At 37.1% G+C, this 22,319-nt stretch carries 21 protein-coding genes, 2 tRNA genes and 2 pseudogenes; 14 read left to right on the forward strand and 11 right to left on the reverse strand.

Annotation, left to right across the window (positions count from 1 at the left end; all coding sequences use genetic code 11):
* Nucleotides 1–50: 50 nt before the first annotated feature.
* The 3 genes and pseudogenes from N3I35_12325 to fabF all read right to left on the reverse strand — a co-directional run bounded on the left by N3I35_12325 (nt 51) and on the right by fabF (nt 2,540).
* A pseudogene (locus N3I35_12325) lies at nt 51–185 on the reverse strand (MFS transporter).
* The gene (locus tag N3I35_12330) at nt 178–825 is read right to left on the reverse strand and encodes a TetR/AcrR family transcriptional regulator (protein MCX8130875.1); all 648 of its coding nucleotides are present in this window, start codon (nt 823–825) and stop codon (nt 178–180) included. The pseudogene N3I35_12325 and the gene N3I35_12330 overlap by 8 nt, the downstream one beginning before the upstream one ends.
* Before the next feature lie 476 nt (nt 826–1,301).
* Nucleotides 1,302–2,540: a beta-ketoacyl-ACP synthase II gene (gene fabF / locus N3I35_12335; protein MCX8130876.1), complete on the reverse strand. Its 1,239-nt coding sequence runs from the start codon at nt 2,538–2,540 to the stop codon at nt 1,302–1,304.
* A gap of 117 nt (nt 2,541–2,657) precedes the next feature.
* Here fabF and N3I35_12340 point away from each other — a divergent pair, with 117 nt between their 5' ends.
* The 9 genes from N3I35_12340 to N3I35_12380 all read left to right on the forward strand — a co-directional run bounded on the left by N3I35_12340 (nt 2,658) and on the right by N3I35_12380 (nt 10,248).
* Nucleotides 2,658–3,557 (forward strand): AraC family transcriptional regulator, encoded by a 900-nt coding sequence (locus tag N3I35_12340; GenBank protein ID MCX8130877.1) that lies wholly within the window; start codon nt 2,658–2,660, stop codon nt 3,555–3,557.
* A 180-nt stretch (nt 3,558–3,737) separates the two neighbouring features.
* Nucleotides 3,738–4,061 (forward strand): multidrug efflux SMR transporter, encoded by a 324-nt coding sequence (locus N3I35_12345; protein ID MCX8130878.1) that lies wholly within the window; start codon nt 3,738–3,740, stop codon nt 4,059–4,061.
* A gap of 187 nt (nt 4,062–4,248) precedes the next feature.
* Nucleotides 4,249–4,704: a MarR family transcriptional regulator gene (locus tag N3I35_12350; GenBank protein ID MCX8130879.1), complete on the forward strand. Its 456-nt coding sequence runs from the start codon at nt 4,249–4,251 to the stop codon at nt 4,702–4,704.
* A gap of 110 nt (nt 4,705–4,814) precedes the next feature.
* Entirely contained in the window at nt 4,815–5,330 is a 516-nt protein-coding gene (locus N3I35_12355) for a flavodoxin domain-containing protein (protein MCX8130880.1), read from the forward strand.
* A gap of 59 nt (nt 5,331–5,389) precedes the next feature.
* Nucleotides 5,390–5,851 (forward strand): MarR family transcriptional regulator, encoded by a 462-nt coding sequence (locus tag N3I35_12360; protein ID MCX8130881.1) that lies wholly within the window; start codon nt 5,390–5,392, stop codon nt 5,849–5,851.
* Between the two features lie 13 nt (nt 5,852–5,864).
* A complete protein-coding gene (locus tag N3I35_12365; protein MCX8130882.1) occupies nt 5,865–6,251 on the forward strand; it encodes an FMN-binding protein in 387 nt (128 codons plus the stop codon).
* A gap of 16 nt (nt 6,252–6,267) precedes the next feature.
* Nucleotides 6,268–6,816 carry an NAD(P)H-dependent oxidoreductase gene (locus tag N3I35_12370; protein MCX8130883.1) on the forward strand — a complete coding sequence of 183 codons (549 nt, stop codon included), beginning with the start codon at nt 6,268–6,270 and terminating at the stop codon, nt 6,814–6,816.
* Nucleotides 6,817–6,818: 2 nt separating this feature from the next.
* Nucleotides 6,819–7,490: a hypothetical protein gene (locus tag N3I35_12375; protein MCX8130884.1), complete on the forward strand. Its 672-nt coding sequence runs from the start codon at nt 6,819–6,821 to the stop codon at nt 7,488–7,490.
* Nucleotides 7,491–8,379: 889 nt separating this feature from the next.
* A complete protein-coding gene (locus N3I35_12380) occupies nt 8,380–10,248 on the forward strand; it encodes an APC family permease (protein MCX8130885.1) in 1,869 nt (622 codons plus the stop codon).
* A gap of 318 nt (nt 10,249–10,566) precedes the next feature.
* Here N3I35_12380 and N3I35_12385 read toward each other — a convergent pair whose 3' ends face one another.
* Entirely contained in the window at nt 10,567–10,992 is a 426-nt protein-coding gene (locus tag N3I35_12385; protein MCX8130886.1) for a VOC family protein, read from the reverse strand.
* Nucleotides 10,993–11,277: 285 nt separating this feature from the next.
* A tRNA-Ser gene (locus tag N3I35_12390) sits at nt 11,278–11,369 on the reverse strand.
* Nucleotides 11,370–11,687: 318 nt separating this feature from the next.
* On the opposite strand from N3I35_12390, the gene N3I35_12395 reads away from it, so the two are divergent.
* Entirely contained in the window at nt 11,688–11,843 is a 156-nt protein-coding gene (locus N3I35_12395) for a hypothetical protein (GenBank protein ID MCX8130887.1), read from the forward strand.
* Between the two features lie 209 nt (nt 11,844–12,052).
* Here N3I35_12395 and N3I35_12400 read toward each other — a convergent pair whose 3' ends face one another.
* On the reverse strand, nt 12,053–14,641 hold the full coding sequence (locus N3I35_12400) for an N-6 DNA methylase (protein MCX8130888.1): 2,589 nt from the start codon (nt 14,639–14,641) through the stop codon (nt 12,053–12,055).
* A 109-nt stretch (nt 14,642–14,750) separates the two neighbouring features.
* Nucleotides 14,751–15,323, reverse strand: a complete 573-nt coding sequence (locus N3I35_12405; protein ID MCX8130889.1) for a PilZ domain-containing protein — start codon at nt 15,321–15,323, stop codon at nt 14,751–14,753.
* A gap of 243 nt (nt 15,324–15,566) precedes the next feature.
* Between N3I35_12405 and N3I35_12410 the strand changes: the two genes are divergently transcribed.
* Complete coding sequence (locus tag N3I35_12410) at nt 15,567–17,603, forward strand: RICIN domain-containing protein (protein ID MCX8130890.1); 2,037 nt, start codon at nt 15,567–15,569, stop codon at nt 17,601–17,603.
* A 264-nt stretch (nt 17,604–17,867) separates the two neighbouring features.
* Here the strand turns inward: N3I35_12410 and N3I35_12415 are convergent, their stop codons facing one another.
* Nucleotides 17,868–18,788, reverse strand: a complete 921-nt coding sequence (locus tag N3I35_12415) for a hypothetical protein (protein MCX8130891.1) — start codon at nt 18,786–18,788, stop codon at nt 17,868–17,870.
* A 170-nt stretch (nt 18,789–18,958) separates the two neighbouring features.
* Entirely contained in the window at nt 18,959–19,759 is an 801-nt protein-coding gene (locus N3I35_12420; GenBank protein ID MCX8130892.1) for an amidohydrolase family protein, read from the reverse strand.
* 150 nt (nt 19,760–19,909) lie between these two features.
* Here N3I35_12420 and N3I35_12425 point away from each other — a divergent pair, with 150 nt between their 5' ends.
* On the forward strand, nt 19,910–20,251 hold the full coding sequence (locus N3I35_12425; GenBank protein ID MCX8130893.1) for a helix-turn-helix transcriptional regulator: 342 nt from the start codon (nt 19,910–19,912) through the stop codon (nt 20,249–20,251).
* A 328-nt stretch (nt 20,252–20,579) separates the two neighbouring features.
* Here the strand turns inward: N3I35_12425 and N3I35_12430 are convergent, their stop codons facing one another.
* The gene (locus N3I35_12430) at nt 20,580–21,272 is read right to left on the reverse strand and encodes a hypothetical protein (GenBank protein MCX8130894.1); all 693 of its coding nucleotides are present in this window, start codon (nt 21,270–21,272) and stop codon (nt 20,580–20,582) included.
* A 342-nt stretch (nt 21,273–21,614) separates the two neighbouring features.
* Here N3I35_12430 and N3I35_12435 point away from each other — a divergent pair, with 342 nt between their 5' ends.
* Nucleotides 21,615–21,782, forward strand: coding sequence for a hypothetical protein (locus tag N3I35_12435; GenBank protein ID MCX8130895.1), 168 nt, complete (start codon nt 21,615–21,617; stop codon nt 21,780–21,782).
* 256 nt (nt 21,783–22,038) lie between these two features.
* Nucleotides 22,039–22,134: pseudogene (locus N3I35_12440) on the forward strand (helix-turn-helix transcriptional regulator).
* Nucleotides 22,135–22,220: 86 nt separating this feature from the next.
* Here N3I35_12440 and N3I35_12445 read toward each other — a convergent pair.
* Nucleotides 22,221–22,311: transfer RNA gene (locus N3I35_12445), tRNA-Ser, on the reverse strand.
* Nucleotides 22,312–22,319 lie beyond the last annotated feature (8 nt).

The raw sequence follows: 22,319 nt of genomic DNA on the forward strand, positions 1-22,319 counted from the left end.
ACCAGAGATAATAATGAGAAATCCCGTTCCTCTGCCACTGCCCGTACCGATGCTGATGCTTTTCCCGTCTGCTGAAATACATAGACCCCAAGTCCGAAGGAAGTAAGTCCCCTTCCTATGGCCGAAATAATCTCTCCTGACCACAGAAGAAGAAATTTTCTGAAAGATTTTTCTGAATTATTCATTGCTGCCTCCGTCTTTACTACCAAACATCTGCATAACATACATAAAACTACCGCATTCTGCCCCTAGCATCCTTTCTAAGTTGAAAATAAATGCTTGTATGCGTGAAGCGCGCTCTTCATCTGTCAACTCAACCATGTCACCATCAAAAATTGTATTCGCATATGTCACAACTATTTCCATGCATTCATATGGGAATGGTGTGCTGAACAGCCCCTGCTCTATGCCTTCACGGATTATTCCTGTCAGTATCGGCGTAACGCCGTTGATTATGACCTTTTGTATTTTCTGATGCATAAGTGCGTTCTGAGGCTTGTGAATATGCTCCAGAATTTCATCGCTGCTTCCGCCTCTCATGTTCAGTGCCATTACAGTACGTATAATACGCTCCTTTACGGGTATGCTCTTATCTGCGGCGGCTTCCTGCGCCGCGCCTAAAAGACGGACATTATAGCGTTCAATTAGTGCGTCCATAATATCCTCCTTAGACTTGAAGTGATAGTATAGCGTTCCCCGCGCTATTCCGACTTTCTCCAGAATATCGTTTGTACTTGTGCCGTCAAAGCCCTTCTGACCGAAAAGTGCATCCGCTGCGTCAAGTATTTCGTTTCTGCGTTCTTCAGCTTCTTTTACTATTCTCATGTTTACATCTCCTTGCAATAGACCGACTGCCTGTCGATAGTACTATAGTAGCATCCTTATTTTATGGTTGTCAAGAGAGTGTACAAACTTTGTCAGAAACTGAAAAAGCCGCAGCTCATTTTGAAGTAATTGACGATTTAGTAATTGCTACTGTAACAATGCACATGATAGAATCAGCATATCGAAATCTTTTATTAAAAGGAGTCTGAATGGAAAAAGAGGGATCATTCTATGTAGATTTGCTAATTATGACTATGTTATTCTTTGCCCCGTGCAAGCTTATTTTAAGGCAATGTATGAAGGCTTTTCAGGAAATTTTGTTAAGCTTCTGCCTGAATTCTTTTCATCAAGGATATTTAACTATTTAGGATACGCTCATTTCCTATTTATTATTGCTTGTAAAAAGACACCAAAAGGTGTCTTTTTTGCTTAGCAGAATACTAAATGTAAAGCTTGCCGGATTAACAAATATGGACCTACTTATCATAAGCTTTTAGAACAAGTGTTGCGTTATGACCACCGAAACCGAATGAATTTGTTAATGCATAATTGATATTTGCAGATATGCCATTGTTAGGTACATAATTAAGGTTACACTCCGGGTCAGGTGTTTTGTAATTTATCGTAGGAGGAATAAAGCCCTCCTTCAGTGCTAAAGCTGTAATCAGAGCTTCTATCGCTCCGGCAGCACCCAATAAATGGCCTGTCATCGATTTTGTAGAACTAACTGGCAGCTTAAATGCATGTTCCTTAAACACGGTTTTTATTGCTGTTGTTTCATTTTTATCATTTAGTTCCGTAGATGTACCGTGGGCGTTGATATATCCAATATCGACAGGACTGATTCCCGCATCTTCTATAGCAAGCTTCATACATCTGGCACCACCTTCGCCACCTTCAGCGGGTGCGGTTATGTGGTAAGCATCATTTGTGCATCCATATCCTACAATTTCAGCAATAATATCAGCACCTCTTTTTAGAGCATATTCAAGCTCTTCAAGCACAAGAATACCTGCCCCCTCTCCCATGACAAAACCATCTCTTTCAAGGTCAAAGGGCTTACTGGCATCATGTGGATCTTCTTTTTTTGACATTGTCTTATTTGCACAAAAGCCTGCGAAAGTTAATTTTGTTATGGCAGCTTCTGCACCGCCTGTAATCATTATGTCTGCATCATTTCTCTGAATTATTCTGAAAGATTCTCCAATTGAATTTGAGGATGAAGCACAAGCAGTTACAATACATTCGTTATACCCTCTGGCACCATACTTTATGGCAACAACACCGGATGCCATATTGGCAATCATCATCGGAACAAGGAGAGCACTGATCCTGTCAGGTCCTTTTTCAATCAAAACCCTGTATTGATTTTCCATAGTTTCAATACCACCTATACCAGAACCGATAATAACTCCCAGGCGATCCCTGTTTACTTTCTCAATATTCAGTTTTGAATACTCAACAGCCATTTGGGCTGCAGCCATGGCATACTGTGTATATCTGTCCATTCTCTTGATTTCTTTTTTTTCAATAAAATCATTGGGAGTAAAGTCTTTTATTTCTGCTCCAACTTTTGTTGGCAAGTCGGATACATCAATTCGCTCTATTGTTTTTATTCCACATTCTCCGGCTTTTACCGATCCCCAAAACATATCTGCGCCCATACCGAGTGATGTTACTGCTCCTAATCCTGTAATAACAACACGTCTTTTCATGCATAAAACCTCCTATCAATGCAAATCAGGTTGAAAATATTTACATTTGTAAGAATACCATCTATAATTTTATGAGAATGAACAGATATTGCTTTTTGGACTGGAAGGTGATGGCGTGTGATAAATACAAAAGAGGCTTTAGAGAGGTGTATAAACTATATAGAGAGTAGTATAAACAATAAGATATCCTTGGACGATATCTCTGAATATTCAGGAGTTTCAAAGTATTACTTGCATAGGATGTTTAAATCTCTTACGGGCGAGTCATTAATGGATTATGTGCAGTCCCGCAAGTTGTCTTCCAGTATTAATGAGCTTATTGGGACTAGAATGCGAATTATCGATATAGCTATGGAATATGGATTTGATCATGAACAATCATATATCAGAGCTTTCAGAAAGAAGTTCGGATATACGCCTCAAAGAGTAAGGTGTGACCAGATTTCTATGGGAATAAAGGAGAAAATTAATGTCAATGATATAATAACTATTAATAACTCGGTCACATACAAGCCCTTTTATGTTTTCAAACAAAAATTTAATATAGTTGGTGTAAAGCATAAAATTTTAAGTAGATCCGGTGATAATATTGCCAGCACCCTTGGACATAATTTTTTTTATAATGACAAAATAAGAGTTAATAATGCAATAAATACAGAGGTATACATAGGATATACGAACTGGAAGGGATATAACGACGGCTATGTATATTATGTGCCTTCAGTACAGGTATCTGACTTGAATGTAATACCTGAAGGTATGACAGGTATCGCAATACCCGCTCATAAGTATGTTGTGTTTCGGTTTGTGGGATTTTTTCACCCGGATAAAATAAAAGGAAGGCAAGTAGGTAGATTACTGGTTCATTTATATCGCAGGTGGATAAAAAACTCTGGGTTTAAGTCAGCTGACCAATTTGGATTTGAATATGTTGATACGAGTTTATCGAGTGATAATTATTGTGAATTGGATATTTATCAGCCTATCAGAGAAGCTGACAAAACATTTTATAGCTAAAACGCTGATTACTCTGCTTTATCAAGTGCTGCAGCCATACTTCATTAGCTGAAATGTATATATTAAAGAATGGATTAATAACGGAATTATTTTATTTATCATCTATATATGCTAAAATATTATAGATAAATTTCTGGTTTAGATAGTTGCAATCATTAATATATAATAGGAGATGATTTGTTGCACTGGTTATTTTTAGTACTGGCTATCGGGTTTGAGGTATTGGGAACTACATCTATGAAGTACTCACATGGATTTACAAAACCTTTACCTTCAGTCTTAATGGGACTCTTCTACATACTAAGTCTCTCTTCGTTGACTATGGCTTTAAAGAAATTTAATGTGGGTACTGCTTATGCGATTTGGTCCGGCCTTGGCACGGCAGCAATTTCTATTATTGGTTTTATTGCTTTTAAAGATCAGGTAAGTCTTGCAAAAATAACTGCCATCTCCTTAATAATTACAGGGGTGGTCATCCTTAATCTAAGCGGTGGAATGCATTAATTTCTTTACAATCTGATAAAAAACAATAATTCTTTACAAAGCTCATATAGTGAAGGCAATATGAGCTTTGGTATATTTCCTCAATTTTATTTGAGGAAACACTTGACATAAAACATAATACGTAATATATTACTTATATAAGTAATATATTACGTATTATTAGGCAGGAAGTTATAGGGGCATAGATATGGATATTTTAGAAAAACAAAAATACATATTTGGAAGTTTGTTTCTCATAGCAAATAAACTTCAGGTTATAGGAGACCACTATCTGGGGAAGGACGACATTTCTACAAAGCAGTGGTTTTTGACGATAATGATTTCACAGTTCGGGGAAAATCCCCCGACTCTCAGCGAAGTATCCGCACTTATGGGAAGCTCCCGGCAAAATGTGAAGCAGTTAGCTTTAAAACTAGAGGAAAAAGGATTCCTGAAAATTGAAAAGGACGAGCAGGATGCACGGGCACTCAGGCTTGTAATGACAGAGAAAAGCAGAGTATTCTGGGAAGAGCGTAAGCACCAGGATTATATGTTTGTATCAAACCTTTTTAAGGATTTAAATGAAGATGAGATTAATGTTATGTGCAATAGTTTTAAAAAGCTGTTTGATAAAATTCAGCATTTAGAAAAATCATTAACTTGATGCTTTGTAACTAAGTAAGTCCTGTTCATAGGATTGGATACTGCAAGTTTATGTTCTGTCCGGAGAATTATCAATCTAGCACTATAGATCAGTTTAAGGAGGAAAATGGTATGGATACATTAATAATTTACGCTACAAAGCATGGTACAGCAGAAAAGTGTGCTGCTCTGCTTTCAAAAAAACTGGAGGGGAAAGTCGATATCCATGATATCAAAGCTGGAAGTGTTTTGGACTTAACTAAATACGGCAGAGTGGTTATCGGAGGCTCAATTTATATGGGAAGGATACAAAAGGAAATAAGTACATTCTGTACGCAGAATATAAATGAGCTGAGGGATAAAAAGCTTGGGCTGTATATATGCTGTATGTTCAAAAACAATGCTGATGCTCAGTTAAATAGCGCGTTTCCCAAGGAGCTTTTAGATATTGCTTCAGCAAAAGAATGCTTTGGAGGAGAGATGCGGTTCAGCAATATGAATTTTGCAGAAAGAATCATAACAAAAATGGTTTCAAAGACTATAGCCAAGGATGATGCAAGCCTTACAGGAATAGATACTAAAAAAGATGTATCAATGCTCGATGAAAGCAGTATCAACAAATTTGCAAAACTAATGAGCGAGGCATAAAAAATCTATTTAAATACGTAATATGTTACATAGGTGAGCATAAGTTAAAGGAAGATTCTATGAGAAATACTGAAGCTTTAGAGAATGGAAAGGACACTTTGGCCAGATTGCTATTAATGACAAACAAGCTCCGGATAATAGGGGACCGGGCTCTTGATGGTGAGATGACCATAAGACAATGGCTCCTGACTTTAGCAGTTGCACAGTATGGAGATATTCCCCCGACTCTCAGTGAAGTGGCGGAAATTATGGGGACTTCTCATCAGAATGTAAAGCAGCTTGCGTTAAGGCTTCATAAACAGGGTTTTTTAAAGATAGAAAAGGATAAAGTTGATCAAAGAGCAACCTGTTTGGTGTTAACGGAAAAAAGTTGTCTATTCTGGGAAAAGCGACAGATTGAAATCAGGCATTTTCTTACTGAACTTTTTAAGGACTTCAGTAGTGAAGACATAAACGCAATGGATGAGTACCTGAGAAAGCTGTATAAGAGTTTGCAAAAAATAGGAGAAGAAAGAAAATGAAGGGGTGTTAAAAATGAAAATATTCATAAAAATTGTTCTATCGGCTATTATTGCTTTTATCCTTATTATTGCAGGAGGTGTATTTTACCTGACACGGGGTCTTGATTCGGGAAGCAGGATTGATGTGAGGGTTGTAGATATGTCAGCCGTTGAAGATGGCACATACATCGGAGAATACAAAGCCGGAAGGTTTACCAACAAGGTGAATGTAACGGTAAAAGATCATAAGATAACTAAAATTGATATAGAGAAGGATGTTACTTTCAATAAGCCAGAATGGACAAAGCTGATAATGGAAAGAGTTTTAGAAAAGCAAAATACGGATATAGATGTAGTCTCAGGTGCTACAGTTACCAGCAAGGCTTATTTGAAGGCAATTGAAAATGCATTGAGCAAGTAAAATCAGGAGGGCTATAATGTCAATAGTAATACTTGATGCTATGGAAAGCGAAAATTATATATCAGAGGCACTTGTTGAAACAATCAGAGATAGAGGGATAGAGCCGTTGCACTTCAAACTTGAGAATATGGAAATTTTACAATGCAGGTCTTGCGGTGCCTGTAGCTTTAAATCGCCCGGTAAATGTATAGTAAAGGACGACATGCATGACATACTGAGGGAAATAGCAAAATGTAGTGTACTTATAATGCTCACACCTATCAGGTTCGGAGGATATTCGTCCAACTTGAAGAAAGCTGCAGATAAGCTGATGCATTTATGCCTTCCCACATACACGGTAAAATACGGTCATCTTCTCCATCCTGCACGTTATGGAACTAAGTTTATGCTTGGCATAGGTGTATACGCAGGGAATTCTAAGGATGAGGAATCAAGTTATAAAAGATTGGTGGAAAACAATGCGCTAAATGTTCAATATAAGCATAAGGCAATAGTACTTAAGCAGTCTGAAGATATAGCTGAAGTAAAAGAAAAAGTAGCCTGTACCCTTAGGGAGGTGTGTTGAGGATGAGCACTGCAAAACTTCTTCTATTAAACGGAAGTCCAAGAAAAAAGGGGACTTCATACAGTTTTTCAAGAACAATCAAAAAGCTGGTTGAGGATGCAGGCAGTATAGCGGAAATCATACATCTGATAGATTATTTTGATGGCAAGGCGAAATTTGACACTTTAAAAGATTCTCTTTTGAAAAGCGACGTTATAGCCCTGGTATCACCTTTGTATTCGGATACGCTCCCGTACTTCAACATTTGGATGCTTGAAAAGCTCGTAAGTGAATGTAAAGATGACTTAAAGGGAAAAAATTTCTTTGCAGTCGGGCAATGTGGATTTCCCGACATAACCCGTATAGAACCGCTCCTTGATGCCGGCCGTTTTTTTGCAGAAGATATGGGAATGAAATGGCTTGGAGGTCTTGCATATGGGGGAGGTGCCATGATAAATGGTACTCTTCTGGAAGACTTAGGAGAAAGGGGTAAGAGGATCACATCAGGTTTTGAGATGGCAGTACAGAATATTCTCAGAGGTGAAAGAATATCCCCCAAATCCCAGGAAACCATAACACTAAAAATACCCAGGACTCTATATTGGCCTTTAATAGTCTACTTAAATACTAAAATCAAGAAGCTTGCAAAGGAAAATGGGAACGTGGATTATGGAAGGAAGGTTTATCTTGAATAAGCCATTAATAGGACTGTCCGAATAATTACTGTTTTATATGCTGAGTTTGGGTGAATCAGGGCATGGAAATACTCTTCTTGCGGAGATATAGCTCTATACAAATTTTTGCGATCTAGTATCAGGCACTGATTTTCCCTGATTTGGACTCATGCCGGTTGTATTTTGGTTCAATCAAGTTTATATCATGTTTCTGAAACTTTTCCCCATTTGATTTCCTTCTCAACAAAAAGGGCTTTAAAAGAGTTGAGAACAACCCTTTAAAAAACTGAGCTTTACGCATACTATCACCTTTTGTCATAAGTATCAATATATATAAACAACTATAAATATATATCGAAAGTTTAACAGAGTCAAATTACATTTTGTTTAAATATGTAAAAAATGTGTAATATATTGGTGAGACATCAAATGTATCCAAACAAAATGTGTAAACGAATCAGATACATATTACTTATTTGCTTTGTATAACCCATTAATACATGTATTTTATAGAGCACACGGAAAGGACTTCGAGGTAAGATCTCAAAGTCCTTTTCGCATGCCTGAGTTTCCGGTTTGTCTAATACAGCAATTACTGTATCATTCTTCAATTTCAGTTTAGCGATGTCATAAGCAGGGAGTCCGGAGTAATAATCCTTGATTGCTGCAGATAATTGAAAATATATAGCTTAAAATATCACTAAATTCGGCAAAAGTCTAAATATTACCAGTATCTGAGTAAAACAGTCAAAAATATTTGTTTTAAATTTTTACAGAAAGTATTATAATGACAAAATAGGCTTTTTTAGAAAACTATGCTACAGGAGATAAACTATGCTTGAGAATAAAAGTGTTTGTTTTCTGTGGCATTTTAATAACAGGTGAAAAACAGCAGAAGGTGGATTTATTGATGGGTAACTTTAAAAGATTGTTAATAGGCAGGCCTTTAAAAAATGAAGCACTAAAGGGTGAAAAATTTGGAGTGTTATGGGGGCTTCCTATACTTTCAAGTGATGCAATTTCTTCAGTAGCATATGCAGGTCAAGAAATCCTAATTGTTCTGTTTCCTGCGATCGGTATGCTTGCATTTACACAGCTGACATATATCTCAATAGCGATTATTGCACTTTTGACAATATTAATGCTTTCGTACCGCCAGACAATAGACACTTACCCAAATGGAGGCGGAGCCTTTATAGTCGCTAAAGAAAATATCGGCGTAATTGCCGGTGTTACCGCAGGTTCTGCGCTAAGTATCGGCTATATTCTTACTGTTGCAGTTAGTATAGCGTCCGGTGTAGATCAAATTGTGTCTGTATTCCGGGTACTTGAGCCATATAGGGTGCTCCTTTGCGTGGTTATTATTTTTCTGATGACAATTGGAAATCTAAGGGGAATAAAAGAGTCTGCAAAAATATTCAGTCTCCCAACCTATTTTTTTATTTTATCTATTTTATTAATGTTGGTTGTCGGCCTTATAAAAGTATTAAACGGCTATAAGCCTGAACCTATCCATGTAGCACAGGATACGCTCCAACCTCTTACGCTTTTTCTGGTGCTTAAAGCTTTTACAAATGGCTGTGCCGCTCTTACAGGAGTTGAAGCCGTCAGCAATGCAGTACCAAATTTCAGAGAGCCGTCTACGAAAAATGCCAAAACCGTACTGGTGTTACTTTCCTTACTTGTTTTGATAGTATTTGGAGGAACATCGGTTATTGCAAATTACTATCCTATACACCCGGAGCAGGGTGCGATGCTTGTACAGATTGCAGGTATGATTTTTGGGACGAGTAACTTATTCTACTATATTATTATGGGATTATCATTTACCATTCTGGTTCTTGCAGCAAATACAGCTTATTTTGGTTTTCCAAATTTGATTTCCGTTATGGCAAAAGAGGGTTATGTTCCAAGACAGCTGAGCATGAGAGGCGACAGGTTGAGCTATTCAAACGGAATAATTCTTCTTTCTGGAATCTCAATTATTCTGATAGTAGCGTTCAGGGCAAATGTAACATCACTGATTGGTTTATATGCTATTGGTGTGTTTATCTCTTTTACACTTTCACAGACCGGAATGTTTTTTAGATGGATTAAACAAAAGGGTAGCAATTGGGGTGTCAAAGCTATGATAAATGGTTTTGGGGCAGCTGTAACGCTTGCTGTAGTAATAGTTATTGCTATCACAAAGTTTGCCCAGGGAACATGGATTGTGGTAATAGTTATCCCCATCCTCATTATCATGATGCTTAAAGTAAAAAGGCATTATATTGCAGTAAAAAAACAGCTAAGGATTTCTCTCGAAGAATTAGACAAAATAGAAATTGAAAATGATAAGTATATAAACCGTGTTATTGTTCTTATGGAAAGTGTGAACAAATCCAGCATAAGGGCATTGCGGCTTGCGAAAACTATTTCTGACAATGTAGTTGCTTTTTGTGTAGCTACTGATGAGGAAAGCGGGAGAGAAGTACAGGATAAATATAAGAGGTTAAAGACCAGCATACCTCTTATAGTAAAATACTCACCGTTCAGAAAAGTGGTAGATCCGCTGCTGAAATTTGTTGAATCAGCAGAATATGAATATAAAAGGGGTGATATGATAACTGTCATATTACCTCAATTTTCCGTAAAACGTTGGTGGCATAAAATTTTGCACAATCAAACAAGAGTGTTCATTGAAAGAGAATTATTGAAGCATAAGCATATAGTTGTTGCTGTAATGCCCTTGCAGCTAAAAGATGACGAATTTGTTCTGAAGAGTCCGAAATACAAATAAAAAGGGAATTAACGCTACAAGCCCGTGGTTTATGACTAGCTCCAACCAAAACCTCAAAGCTGGCAAGACCAATGGAAAGTGGGTGTCAGACATAACCTATATATCTACGAAAGAAGGCTGTCTATTTTATCGAGGCAAGGTCAAGTAGGATAAGTAATTCTTGATTTATTTGTCATTGGAGGTATGCTATCATCTTCAAGCTGATGATTAATAATAAATTTGAATTGCAGTTTGAGCAAATCAAATATAACACCACCTAATATGTATTTGGGACAGTTTTTTTACAATAATGCGAAAAACTTTCAGACAAATTGGAATTTATCGGTCTGTTTGTTCTGTCATCAATCCCCATCGGAAACCAAATTTGTCTATAAATACAACCATGCAAGAACTATATGTCGTGCTCTGCATCTGATAAATTGTCTCGCTGTCTTCTTTTAAAACTTCATATGCCTGTTTTACTTCGTCCTTTGTATCGAATGTGACAGTCAGTGAAAGAGCCGTACTTTTTGTCAAATTAACATCCATATTGTCGCACATCATAATCCTTTGGGTGCCAATAAAAAGTTCTGCATGATATATGTAGTTTTCTTGTTCTGGTGTTAATTTTTTATTCCAATCAGACTTATTGGCATCAGAATATCGTAATAAACAACCAACCTTTGCATCAAAAGCCTTTTGATACAGTACAATTGCTTCTTCACAACGTCCTGCAAAATTAAAATTTGGTGTTATTATAGCCATTTTACCACCCTTTCATTTTTTCATTAAATTCCTTTTCATCGGTAAGATTATATATATAGCCATTAGAGTTTGCAATATCAAACGAATACGAACTAAATCCTGATATTTGTCGGCAATACCACTTCATTCCAAATCTATAACTCATTAACTTTGTCATCTTTTTATCAGGTGAAGAGTATTCAGGGTTGATTTTGAATATGATTTTGCCGGTAGGGGTAAGGTAGGGGTAAAAAAGTTCAGAATATCCAAAAAGGGTCATAGACCAAAGTCTGTAACCCTTATGTTTGGCGGAAAGAGAGGGATTCGAACCCTCGGTGGGGTATTAGCCCACACACGATTTCCAGTCGTGCGCCTTAGACCAGCTCAGCCATCTTTCCATTTTTATTTATGCCGGTTCAACACCGCTTTACTATTTTACATTAGATATAGCGTATTGTCAATAATGTATGCCTTCCTAAAACTGAAGATATTTCCATAGGAAGAGGTTATGGAGCAAAGTATTGGCTAATATAATAACATAGTAGGATTAAGGGTGTTTTACCGGAGAATATTATTTCCACTGGATTGAAATCTTTCTATTTAGGTGGTAGAATATTGATAATAACCAATAAATCCTTAACATAACTGAATAGTAAATCAGCAAGCACCGGCAATGATGTTGGTGTCAAAAAATTTTACCCAATGGAGGGTTTAAAATGAATTGCAATATTGATTTTTATTTGTGTAAGAATCTGCTTTACTGGGATAGTGTTGATTTAAAAGGGTATGTCTGCACAATAAGCGGCAAAAAATGCAGCTGTCAGGGCAACGATTGTACTTGTCTCGCTTATGAAGAGGATTTAGAGGAGTAACTATTAGTATTTCTAAAAGTTTGTACCCAGTTTTCTATATTTTAAGGGTATAAAATCTCGACCTAATATACCTCTGTTTTCATATTTCCTGATTATGTTGAAACAATATCCGCAATTTTTACCTGTAAAAGTAAAAGTTTATTTAGCTATGCTTCTTTTTAAAGCTACAAACGAAAAAGTCACCTTCATATATCAAGGTGACTTTTATTTCATTTTATCAGTGAATGCAGTTCCTTAACAATTTCATCTTTCTTTCCAAGGATACCTCCCTGAAGGTCCAGTATCCGTTGTTTTGTTTCATTTATCAGTTTGTAAATCGATTCCTGCTTTTCATCATGCACTTCAGGAACCTTTATGGTTTCAAGAAGGTCGTAGCTAAGTGAATCTCTGATAGAACCTGTTGAAAGAACGTCTATATACAGCTTGTAAAAAGGGGATTTAAGCAGTTCAACTATGAATTCCGGCTTATATGCTTTTGAGCGGAATACAACGTATGCAGGACTGACAAACCCTCCATCCAATTCCTCAGGTACTACTCCTATGCTTCCGACATTAACTCTATATGGGTTGTAGACTATATCGCCTTCCTTTACCTTTTTATATGATTGCGTAAACTCTTCACCTTTTCTGTATTCATTGAAAATTACACCCTCATTATTTGTAACAGATAAAATAGGGTATTCCCTATCCATTTCGTCATCATTCTGAGGCCTGAATCTTTCGCGGCCTTCCTCAATTTTATTGCCTAGAGGTTCAAAGCTTTGCATCATAGGTTCGACTTTATATTTAAACACATAAAATGCAGGATCCAATCGTGAGTGTGTATCACTCAGATTTACGACAAAAGAATTCTTTAGATTTCTTTGTGTTCCTCTTACTGTCTGGTCAATCCTATAAAAGGTTTTTTCAGAATAATAGCTTTCTGCGAACTCCATTAAATCCAGCTCAGGTATGGATATTGTTGATTGGTTTTGAAAATCCTCCAGTATCAGATCAAGATCTGTCTTTTCTCCATCTGTTACGATAGACCTGCCGCTTGGTTCAAACCCTACAAATTCAGCTGTAGCCATAAAAACCGGATAATCAAAATCTTTATCAGTCATTAAGATCTCTCTGATTTTTTCCTGTGGCAATCCATTTGTCTTATTTTCGTATAGTTCCTTTTTCTCTTCAGTAAATTTCTGCAGGTATAATACACAGGTTTTTATCGTATCTACGCCTGACTGAACAAAAGTATGAGTTGGCAGTGAAACAATGGCCCTTATCTCTGCTTCACTGTGAATATAATCCCTTATATACTGATAACTATCATTACTTAATAGACCCAGAGGCAGTACAATAAGCATTTTTCCACCGGGACGGAGAAGCTTGAGACCTTTCTCCAGAAATAGTATCTCGGTCTTTTGTGTAGCTCTTTTAGATATTTTGCTTCCGAGAAAATACCTTTTCAAAATGTCGGGTTCCTTTTCCTTGCTTCCAAACGGAGGATTTGCCAGTATTATTGTACACCCTGAGTTTGGTATATCCTTGTCATATTCTTTTATTGAATACTCCTTACCGGTCTTGTCTTTTATATCCAGAGCGTTGCCTCTGGATATATTATTGCCGTCTCCCCACATAAGCATATTCATTTTGGCAGTTCTGGCTGCCCGGGGTTCGGCATCTATTCCATGAATCTGATATTTTCTAACGTCATCCAGGAGCTGGCCCTTTTTAGTACCCAGCCTTTGCAGTGTACCGTCAGGCAATTCGTCGATCAGCTTCTGAATGTGTTCAAAGGCCTTTATAAGAAAGCCACCTGAACCGCAGCTGAAATCAGCGACTACATCATATATTGATATTTCCGCCATGTTTACCATAAAGTTTACAACAGGGCGTGGTGTAAAGTACTGACCAAGTCCTTTTCCTCTTAACTGGGTAGGGAGGAACTCTTCAAAAGCACGGCCTTTTATGTCGGCATCGTCCTGCTTCATTTTAAAGTTCTGCATGTTTTTCAACACTTCTTTAAGTGTATCAACAGACAGATTTATCTTGATTTCACCCTCAAAGACATCGGGGAAAACTTGCTTAATTGATTCATTTATCTTATCATTTATATACTTTATTCCAACACCCAACTTTTCCAGCTCATTTAGCACTTCGATAGTGAGGACCGAATTACTGTCGCCCTTGCTCATCCGCTCTTCTTCGGCCGCTTTCAAAAACAGAAGCTTGCTCAGTTCATCAAAGCAAGTGGCTGGATCAAGCTTTTCGCGGTCTCTTATTATTGAGTGTATACTTCTGAAAAATCTTCTGAAATCCCTGATTTTTTCCTGGTCGGGAAGCATAACAATATTTGGATTATCCGAAATGGAAGTCAGTATATCGGAATATGAGATAAGTCTTTTAAGCTTGTCCCAGTTATCCCTTTGAAGCTCTTCTACAGTACTTTCTATAATATTTATTCTTTTGTTTGATGAATAATAGCCTCTTAGAATAAAAGCCTTGCCGTTAGTAATGACGCTAAAGGGAGTCTGTAAGGCAAAGGCATAGGAATCAACCTGGTCTATGCCTGATTGAAGGGTTTCTGTCGGACGCTTTGCTTCAACCACTATAACGGGTTTGTTTCCATGATACGCGGCTAGATCAGCTTTTTTTACAAATCTTTCCCTGCCGTTATTAAACTCTACAGCGACATCCCAGTAAAGGTTTTTATTAGGATAACCCAGTATATCTTTAAAAAGGGGTTGTATAAGTTTTGCTTCTACATCTCTTTCAGAATTCAATGCATCTATTTCAAAACTGTTATTGTTAGACATTAGAAATACTCCTTTAAATCTAAACTTATAAAGATATTTTATCAAAGCTGCAGGCATTTACAATATAAAACTGCTGAGGATCCCCATGCATATCTCAAAGCCCTTAGATTCATTTGCCGGGGTCATTATTGTATTTTGCATTTAGGGATATACGCGCTACAACTATTTTCAGATGCTTAATGAAATCCTTGTCTTTAGTTGCTATCTTTAATCCAATCCTGTAGCTGTCTTCCATGAAAATACTATAAATTACCTGACACTTAATAGTATATTGCAGATGATCGAGCTGCATATCAAATTCAAGAACAGATCCGACGCCCAATTCGTGGCTGCATACAGCCCCCATGCCTGCCATTGAGATATCGGATAATGTAATAAGCATAGGCTTGTTAAGAGTGATCGGCTCGTCATATACATTATTACTTATTTTTTTACATTCTATGTGCTGGATATATCTAACCCTGACAAACATCCTTTTTTCAGCGAGATATTGTTCATCAAGCTTTTTGGCCAGTAAGGAGTCGTTTCCCCATACTTGCTCATCGTAATAATTTTGTTCGGGTTTTTGGTCAGATTCGACTGGTGCAATGGGAGTGTTATTAAAGTCATCTTTATGAGTCCGTTGGGTTTTGTCATCTTTATTTTTTTTACCTATTCCAATAGTAATCTTATTATCCGGCATAAAACCCCTCGACATAATCTGACGTACTATAATGATAACATAAATATGGGGGAGTTGAAATGAAAAAGTTATACTCAAATAGCAGGCAGAGAGATATATACCTGCCTGTTTCGTATTTTTGAAAATATACATAAGATAAAGGCACGGATACTGCTGCTGCACAATATAAATATAGTAGAATAGAATGCTGATCTGTCAGGGTACTGCTGCAGATTAGTATTGCATGTAAAGGGGCAAGATATTATGAACATTGATTTCCACTATTATGGTACATATACGGCTGCAAGGCTTGCTGGTTATGATTTCCGTACTGCCCAGTCTATTGCTTATGCAGCACAGTATGTAGATGATTCAAGCATGGAAGTGTTAAAGGATGACTACGGCAAATACTATATACCTGATTTCAAGCCGACGCCGACAGTTCAGACTAATAAGGAACTATTTGAATCCAATTTCAGCTGGTCGGAGGAGAATTTAAACGAGACTGCAAGAGTATGGTCTTGTTTTCACTTTTTACCCGGAAACTATGAATCAAACGCAAAAATAGCTTATACAGGATCAAAGCAGCACAAAGGCAACTCTGATTATTGGGAATATGACGGCGAATCCTCTGAGCAGTTCAAGCTGCTCTGTCTTCCTAACAGTCAATTGGTCAAGAAAATGATCAATGATATTATAGATAATCACAAAGGCAAAGACTATGAAATGCATTTGGCAGGGTTGAGGATGCATGTGTTGGCAGACACATGGGCACACATGTACTATGCCGGGATACCTGCATGGTTTATAAATAATGCAGGAGATAAGGTATATGATATTTCTAATGGCAGGATAGAAGTGAAATGGCGACGTATCTGGCCTTTAACAGATATTTTCAGCGGTGAGGAAGCAACACCGGATGCACTTGCATATAACTCCTATGTATATCTCGGACACGGGCGTATGGGGCATTTGCCGGATTACCCCTGGATAAAGTATGAGTATTCTCCCCAGTGGGCAGGCGGCAGTATAATAAAAGATAACCCCACCTCTTTCATGCTGGCATTTAAGCAGATGGTTGCGGCACTGCGCTGTATCAGGGAGAGAAGGAGCTTCGATATTAATGTATATGAAAATATAGGGCAGCAAAATGAAGCAATAATAAATGGAATAATAAATACTAAAACTAATGATCAACGTGCTGTGTGGAAAAATAACATCGGGAAGATCAAAACAAACAATATATCCCTTGAGGTGCCGGAGGAATATGATGCAAATAATTGGCTGAATACAATGAAAGGCGCTGGGGACCGGAGGAATACAGATTATTACCGTTTTAATTTCTCTGCTTTATTTCATATGAACTTTATAAATAGCAATCTTAGAGGGAGTCATATTTTCATAGATGAGATTCCGGCAGAAAATATAGTAAAAGTAAAAATAAGAAATGTAAATGGTTCTTATATAGGGCCTGTGGAGAATTGGGGACAGTATTCCCCCAAAATGGGCAGTAACGGCATAGAACTGAATATAGTAAAGCCTAACAGCAAGCCTCTGGAATCTGGAGATATTGTAAAAATAAGGACCAACGAAGAAAAAGCAAGAGGATATAATTATCTTGGAGCATGGGCGACAAAAGCACTTTACTATTACTCGAAGGACTATACAATGAATAAGCAGAGATGGAGACTTGAAAAGGTGGGGGGCTCTGTAGGACAGGAGATAAAGTCAGGGGACCTTGTAAAGATAACAAACCGGTTCTACCTGAACATGCCTTATATGATCCCATACAGATGGCTTGGGTATGGTGATTATCTGACAACTACAGGAAATAGTCAGGAAAGCAATGCATTGTGGCATCTAGAGTTTGGTTCTGAACAGTACTACAATATCGTTGCCAAGTATAGCGGTAAAGTGCTGGATGTATACGACGGCAGCATGGATGATGAGGCCAAAATCATACAGTATCATGGTACTGGAGGGGACAATCAGAAGTTTAAGCTTGTGCCAAGCGTGGATGGATATTATCAGATACAAGCCAAACACAGCGGCAGGGTGCTGGATGTATACGGCGGAAGTATGGATGACGAAGCTCAGATCATACAGTATCATAACACAGGGGGAGACAATCAGAAGTTCAAGCTTGTGCCAAGCGGGGGTGGATATTATCAGATACAAGCCAAGCACAGCGGCAAGGTACTGGATGTATATGGCGGCAGCATGGATGATGAGGCCAAAATCATACAGTATCACAGTACTGGAGGGGACAATCAGAAGTTTAAGTTTGTACCTGTGAATTGATGACGATGGAATGGGGGCTTTGGGAATCAACTCAAAGTCCCTTTAGTTTCAAAACCTTTCGACAGATTACCTGTCTTATGACTTAGTATTGCTAGAGGGGCATTATAATTTGTCTGTTTTGATATGGAAATATTGTGCTATTCCCTCAATAATAGCAGGATTGTCTTCACCAAACATTTTCAACAACTTTTTCAATGATGCATTTCCCTGACTTTGGAAGACCATTTTGTGCATTATGGCTCTCATACCGGGTTTGGAGCTAATTCAATCAAACTTCGGAACTGATTTTTTAAAATTGATAAAGCCTACACCCATGGAAATGGTCAAATCTCCGTATTTTTCCTGACCTTTGCTATTTGTTCTTGCCTTTGCACATATATAATCAAAAACTTCTTTAAATACCAGCATTTCACGGGGGTTCTCACTATCTAAAGCTTCCTGATACTTGTTCATGTATTTTCTAAAACCCTTATAGTCATTTCTTACTTGCAGCGCAACTTTGAATAGGTCATCAGTACTTGAAGAACTTTCAATTATTTCAACTGCTAGTGGGGGTAAAACTATCTGTGTTGTTCTAATCTTGAGCCTTTGTCTTACTTCCTCGAATAAGTTAACTCTTGTCTGCCTTATGAACTCCATGGTACTTTCTACTGCATCTGGCCGCGAAGGCATAAATGTGGTCTGTTCAAGCAGATGCCTTCTGGACGGGTGTGGAGAATAAGGAGCATTAATCATACTGCTCCTTGCTATATTACCTGCTGTTCCCCAGAGTATTTGTGAAAGAAAATGGTGCGCTGTTCTTTTTTCCCTGTCCCAGGACTCCTCGTTTTCTTTATGAGCTTGTTCAAGACTTTTTGTAGAGCATAGATCGTTAGCCACAAATTTTCTTATATCAAGGAATCTATCATCTTTTGTATTGAATTTTTGTATAGATAATATATTTTTATCTTCTAACCTTAACAGAGGGAGATATGTATTTTCCCACGCATAAGCAAATTGTTCATCTACTACTAGAATGTCTCTTGTCACGATATCCGCCAAAAAATTCAGTAAGCATTCAATTTGAATAGCGGCAGCTGGAATTGATTCATATGAATGACTGCCGGAATCTCTGGAAAGTCCATGTCTCATAGCATGCGAAACATCCTGAAGAAGCCAATTATCTAAGAGTAATTGACATGTCATAATTAATCTCCCATCAACAAAATACTGTAATCACCGAACCGGTTTCCTAATGTAATTGTTTCCTCTGAACCACTTATAATCAAAATATTAGAGATTACTGCCAATTCCGACTTGACTTAATGATTCTGAAATCTCATTTTGCACTTTTCATCAAAGAATTTTCATAAAATTCAGTTGCCTATATTGAGCAACCTCATAATATTTCCGCCTAACACCATACTAGCAACCTCATCATTTGGACTTACCATTTCAACCATTTGTCTCGTAAGCAATGGATTACCGTAAGGAGCATCCGAACTGAAAAGAGTTCGTTCAGGAAGCTCTCTTATCGCCAATTTAGGGGCTATAGTAGTAAAGGAAGCAGATAAATCAAGATATATATTTTTTTGTTCCTTGGCAAACTTAATTGTGTCAAGCCAGTTTACTCCTCCCATATGCCCTAATATTACCGGGATATCCGGGAATTTAGCTGTGAGGTCAGCAATATCTTTTATATCTGCCAAGGTTAACGGATGAAAGGTGTGTATCCAAACTGGAATTTTGCTTAGCTCCATTAATGCTTTAAAGACTGTTTCAAGTAATTTTACTGTACCGGTCCCTAACGAAAACTCACCAATACCTAAAAACCCATTGGAAATAATATTTTTTTCAATCCAGGCGCAGGTTTCTTCAAATGTCAATAGTAGGGGTACTAGCCCAAACCCAAGAAACTTATCCGGATATTTTTTTATAGTATTACGTAGTTCATATGTTGAACTATAGATATTCCTTATTCTTTCCTCTAATGTGCATTTGCCAGACAAAATATTGAATAACACTCTTATTTCATCCTCAAAACTGGCTAAATCATTAGCTTTTTCGGGATGTGGAGTAGTTGAAAACAGTATGGTTCTATCTACTCCGGCTTTCTCCATCATAAATAACTGATTTTCTATCGGGAGCACCACATGAGCATGGCTGTCAATTATCATTTTTAACACATCCTATCCAGTAATCTAATGTTTTTTATATTGAAAAGGATAGCACTAATTATGCTGAGCTTAAAGAACGCACAAATTTGAAATAGAGTATAATAAATGATACTATAAAAAAAGAATTATTAAGATTAGGAGAGTTCGGTGATGGCAAAAGCGGTAAATTCAACAACAGGATGTCCTATGGATATTGCTGTCAATATACTTAGCGGAAAATGGAAAATATCTATACTTTGGCACTTAACACAAGGAACAGCCAGATTTAATAAATTACAACGACAATTACACAACATTACGCAAAAGACACTAACGCTTCAATTGAGAGAATTAGAAAAGGACGGTATGATTTATAGAAAAGTTTATCCTGAGGTTCCGCCCAAAGTTGAATATGGACTTACCGAACTAGGTGAAAGTATGAAGCCTATCCTACGTTCAATGTGTGAATGGGGGAAGAATTATCAAAAAAATTATAACCCAGGCTGTGATTAGATAATGACAAAAAAGATATCAAGCAATATGTTTTTTTGTAAATAGAACAGATACATATAAAAAGGGCTTCAGGTAGAATGCTCCGGTGCCGGGCTCCTACACTTGCTACTAAACGGCCGTTCAGGTCATTTTACAATACGCTCGTGCCCTTCCGGGTTCGAGTCCCTGGTCTGATTGGCATAAAAAAAGTACTTACACCAGCACCATCAACAGCTGCTATGATATAATTATAGTACCAAGCTTTAATTCAGGTGGTGCTAAATATGAAGTATATATTATGGGAGTGACCCGTTGGGGCTTATAAACAAATATTCTATTTGTAAATTTGCTATTCATATCCAAAGAAAAAATAGTACCAAGAGTCAATAATATGGTAGTATCCATGATTTCTATTTTGAAAGTTCTCTCCTTTATCATTTTTTATGTATGCAACACCCTCATCATATCCATATGCTTTATCTACAGGGTGCAATAAAAAATCAACTTGGTTTTCCATTTTACTTATCTTTTGATAGTTTAATTTGTTGAAAATTCTTTCTAGCTTCCCTTTAACCAACTTATTCTCAATTAGAAGAACTTTCTCAACATGGTTCTCATCAGATAGCACAGTTTTTATTTGCTCATTTTCAACGTAACAGACAATATCGCCTGGCTGATTAGTAAAATACTCAGCAACTATCTTAAAGTCACTGATATTGTTTTTAAAAGTTTTTTTTATTTCGTCCTGGGTTATGTTTAGGTTTAAAAAGGTATTCAGTGAAAAAATTATGACATTAGAAAATAATAATCCCCATGTAGAAAAAATAATGATTCTTTCAAAATCAAAATCAGTTCTCTTCTTTGATAATTTTTTTATTACCAGACTATGTATAAAAATTATAGCTACAGAAACTAGAAATCCTGGTAATGCTATTAATAGTAAGGTTTCAGCTATATAATCCTTAATACCTATTAAGTTTAAGAGGATAACAGACTCTACAGATAATATAAAAGACAATACTGCTAGAATATATTTATACATACTTTCCACCTTAATATTTTTGTAAATATCATTCTCCTTACTACAGATTGAGTGACTTCATAGCATTGCTTAATGAGCTTTGATAGGGAACATATTATTTGGATGCAATCTGTCGTAGGACTTGTTCCTAATTAGCTAATACATAGGATTAATAGCAATCTCCGCATCAAGTTCGGATAAAAATGCTATTAGTCCTTTACTTACAAGTGTATTCATTCTACTTCATCATTTATAGAAATTATATAGAATATAGCAGGTATTTACAACAATCTACATATAAATGAAGCTCACCTAATAGTCTCTAGTAATCATACAAAAGGTACTCTTTTGAAGTGATTTTCATTGAATAAATGCTACTTTGTGGTCAACAATGGGGAAATATGGATTGAAATAGGCTATATAGACGGTAAAGCAACAGGGGGACGCACTTGGATAATGCCTAATAAAATATCTATAGAAAACTCCAGACTTTTATCTTTGTCCATATTTGAAACTGATAAAGAAGAATAAACTAAAGCCCCTTGGAAAGTTGATAATAATGTCAGTACACTTAACGGGAAGAACGTTAAGAAATCTGTAGCCGTGGATTTAGAGGAAAATAGTAAAGGTATATTTTATTTAGACAAAGCAACTGGACTACCAATGTAATGGGATAACGAAGCGAGTAGCATTGTAATTTTGGTGTCTGTTCATAATGACATTCACCTGGTTCATACAGTACCAAGGAACACATGCAGTTGTCGAGCTGGCAGCAGGACTAGGATACTCAAGACTTGAGTCAGGGGAATACAATCCGAGTTTAGATTTTCTTAGTAAGGTAGCCCAAGCATTGGGAAAAGAAATTCATATATCAATAAACTAAATATTTACGAGTGTTTGCAAAATGTTTGCAAATCTCATCAAAACACATAAAAAGGACTTCGGGCTAAAACCCAAAGTCCTTCATTTTGGCGGAGAGAGAGGGATTCGAACCCTCGGACGGGGTAAACCGTCTCATGATTTCGAGTCATGCGCCTTAGACCAGCTCAACCATCTCTCCATATAAAA

Source organism: Clostridia bacterium, from assembly GCA_026414765.1.
Taxonomy (GTDB): Bacteria; Bacillota; Clostridia; order Acetivibrionales; family DSM-27016; genus SKW86.

Excerpts from the sequence above, each read along its gene's own strand:
- N3I35_12330 (MCX8130875.1), bottom strand. The coding sequence starts at position 825 with ATGAGAATAGTAAAAGAAGCTGAAGAACGCAGAAACGAAATACTTGAC.
- fabF (MCX8130876.1), bottom strand. The coding sequence starts at position 2,540 with ATGAAAAGACGTGTTGTTATTACAGGATTAGGAGCAGTAACATCACTC.
- N3I35_12350 (MCX8130879.1), top strand. The coding sequence starts at position 4,249 with ATGGATATTTTAGAAAAACAAAAATACATATTTGGAAGTTTGTTTCTC.
- N3I35_12355 (MCX8130880.1), top strand. The coding sequence starts at position 4,815 with ATGGATACATTAATAATTTACGCTACAAAGCATGGTACAGCAGAAAAG.
- N3I35_12360 (MCX8130881.1), top strand. The coding sequence starts at position 5,390 with ATGAGAAATACTGAAGCTTTAGAGAATGGAAAGGACACTTTGGCCAGA.
- N3I35_12365 (MCX8130882.1), top strand. The coding sequence starts at position 5,865 with ATGAAAATATTCATAAAAATTGTTCTATCGGCTATTATTGCTTTTATC.
- N3I35_12370 (MCX8130883.1), top strand. The coding sequence starts at position 6,268 with ATGTCAATAGTAATACTTGATGCTATGGAAAGCGAAAATTATATATCA.
- N3I35_12375 (MCX8130884.1), top strand. The coding sequence starts at position 6,819 with ATGAGCACTGCAAAACTTCTTCTATTAAACGGAAGTCCAAGAAAAAAG.
- N3I35_12380 (MCX8130885.1), top strand. The coding sequence starts at position 8,380 with ATGGGTAACTTTAAAAGATTGTTAATAGGCAGGCCTTTAAAAAATGAA.
- N3I35_12385 (MCX8130886.1), bottom strand. The coding sequence starts at position 10,992 with ATGGCTATAATAACACCAAATTTTAATTTTGCAGGACGTTGTGAAGAA.
- N3I35_12395 (MCX8130887.1), top strand. The coding sequence starts at position 11,688 with ATGAATTGCAATATTGATTTTTATTTGTGTAAGAATCTGCTTTACTGG.
- N3I35_12400 (MCX8130888.1), bottom strand. The coding sequence starts at position 14,641 with ATGTCTAACAATAACAGTTTTGAAATAGATGCATTGAATTCTGAAAGA.
- N3I35_12405 (MCX8130889.1), bottom strand. The coding sequence starts at position 15,323 with ATGCCGGATAATAAGATTACTATTGGAATAGGTAAAAAAAATAAAGAT.
- N3I35_12410 (MCX8130890.1), top strand. The coding sequence starts at position 15,567 with ATGAACATTGATTTCCACTATTATGGTACATATACGGCTGCAAGGCTT.
- N3I35_12415 (MCX8130891.1), bottom strand. The coding sequence starts at position 18,788 with ATGACATGTCAATTACTCTTAGATAATTGGCTTCTTCAGGATGTTTCG.
- N3I35_12420 (MCX8130892.1), bottom strand. The coding sequence starts at position 19,759 with ATGATAATTGACAGCCATGCTCATGTGGTGCTCCCGATAGAAAATCAG.
- N3I35_12425 (MCX8130893.1), top strand. The coding sequence starts at position 19,910 with ATGGCAAAAGCGGTAAATTCAACAACAGGATGTCCTATGGATATTGCT.
- N3I35_12430 (MCX8130894.1), bottom strand. The coding sequence starts at position 21,272 with ATGTATAAATATATTCTAGCAGTATTGTCTTTTATATTATCTGTAGAG.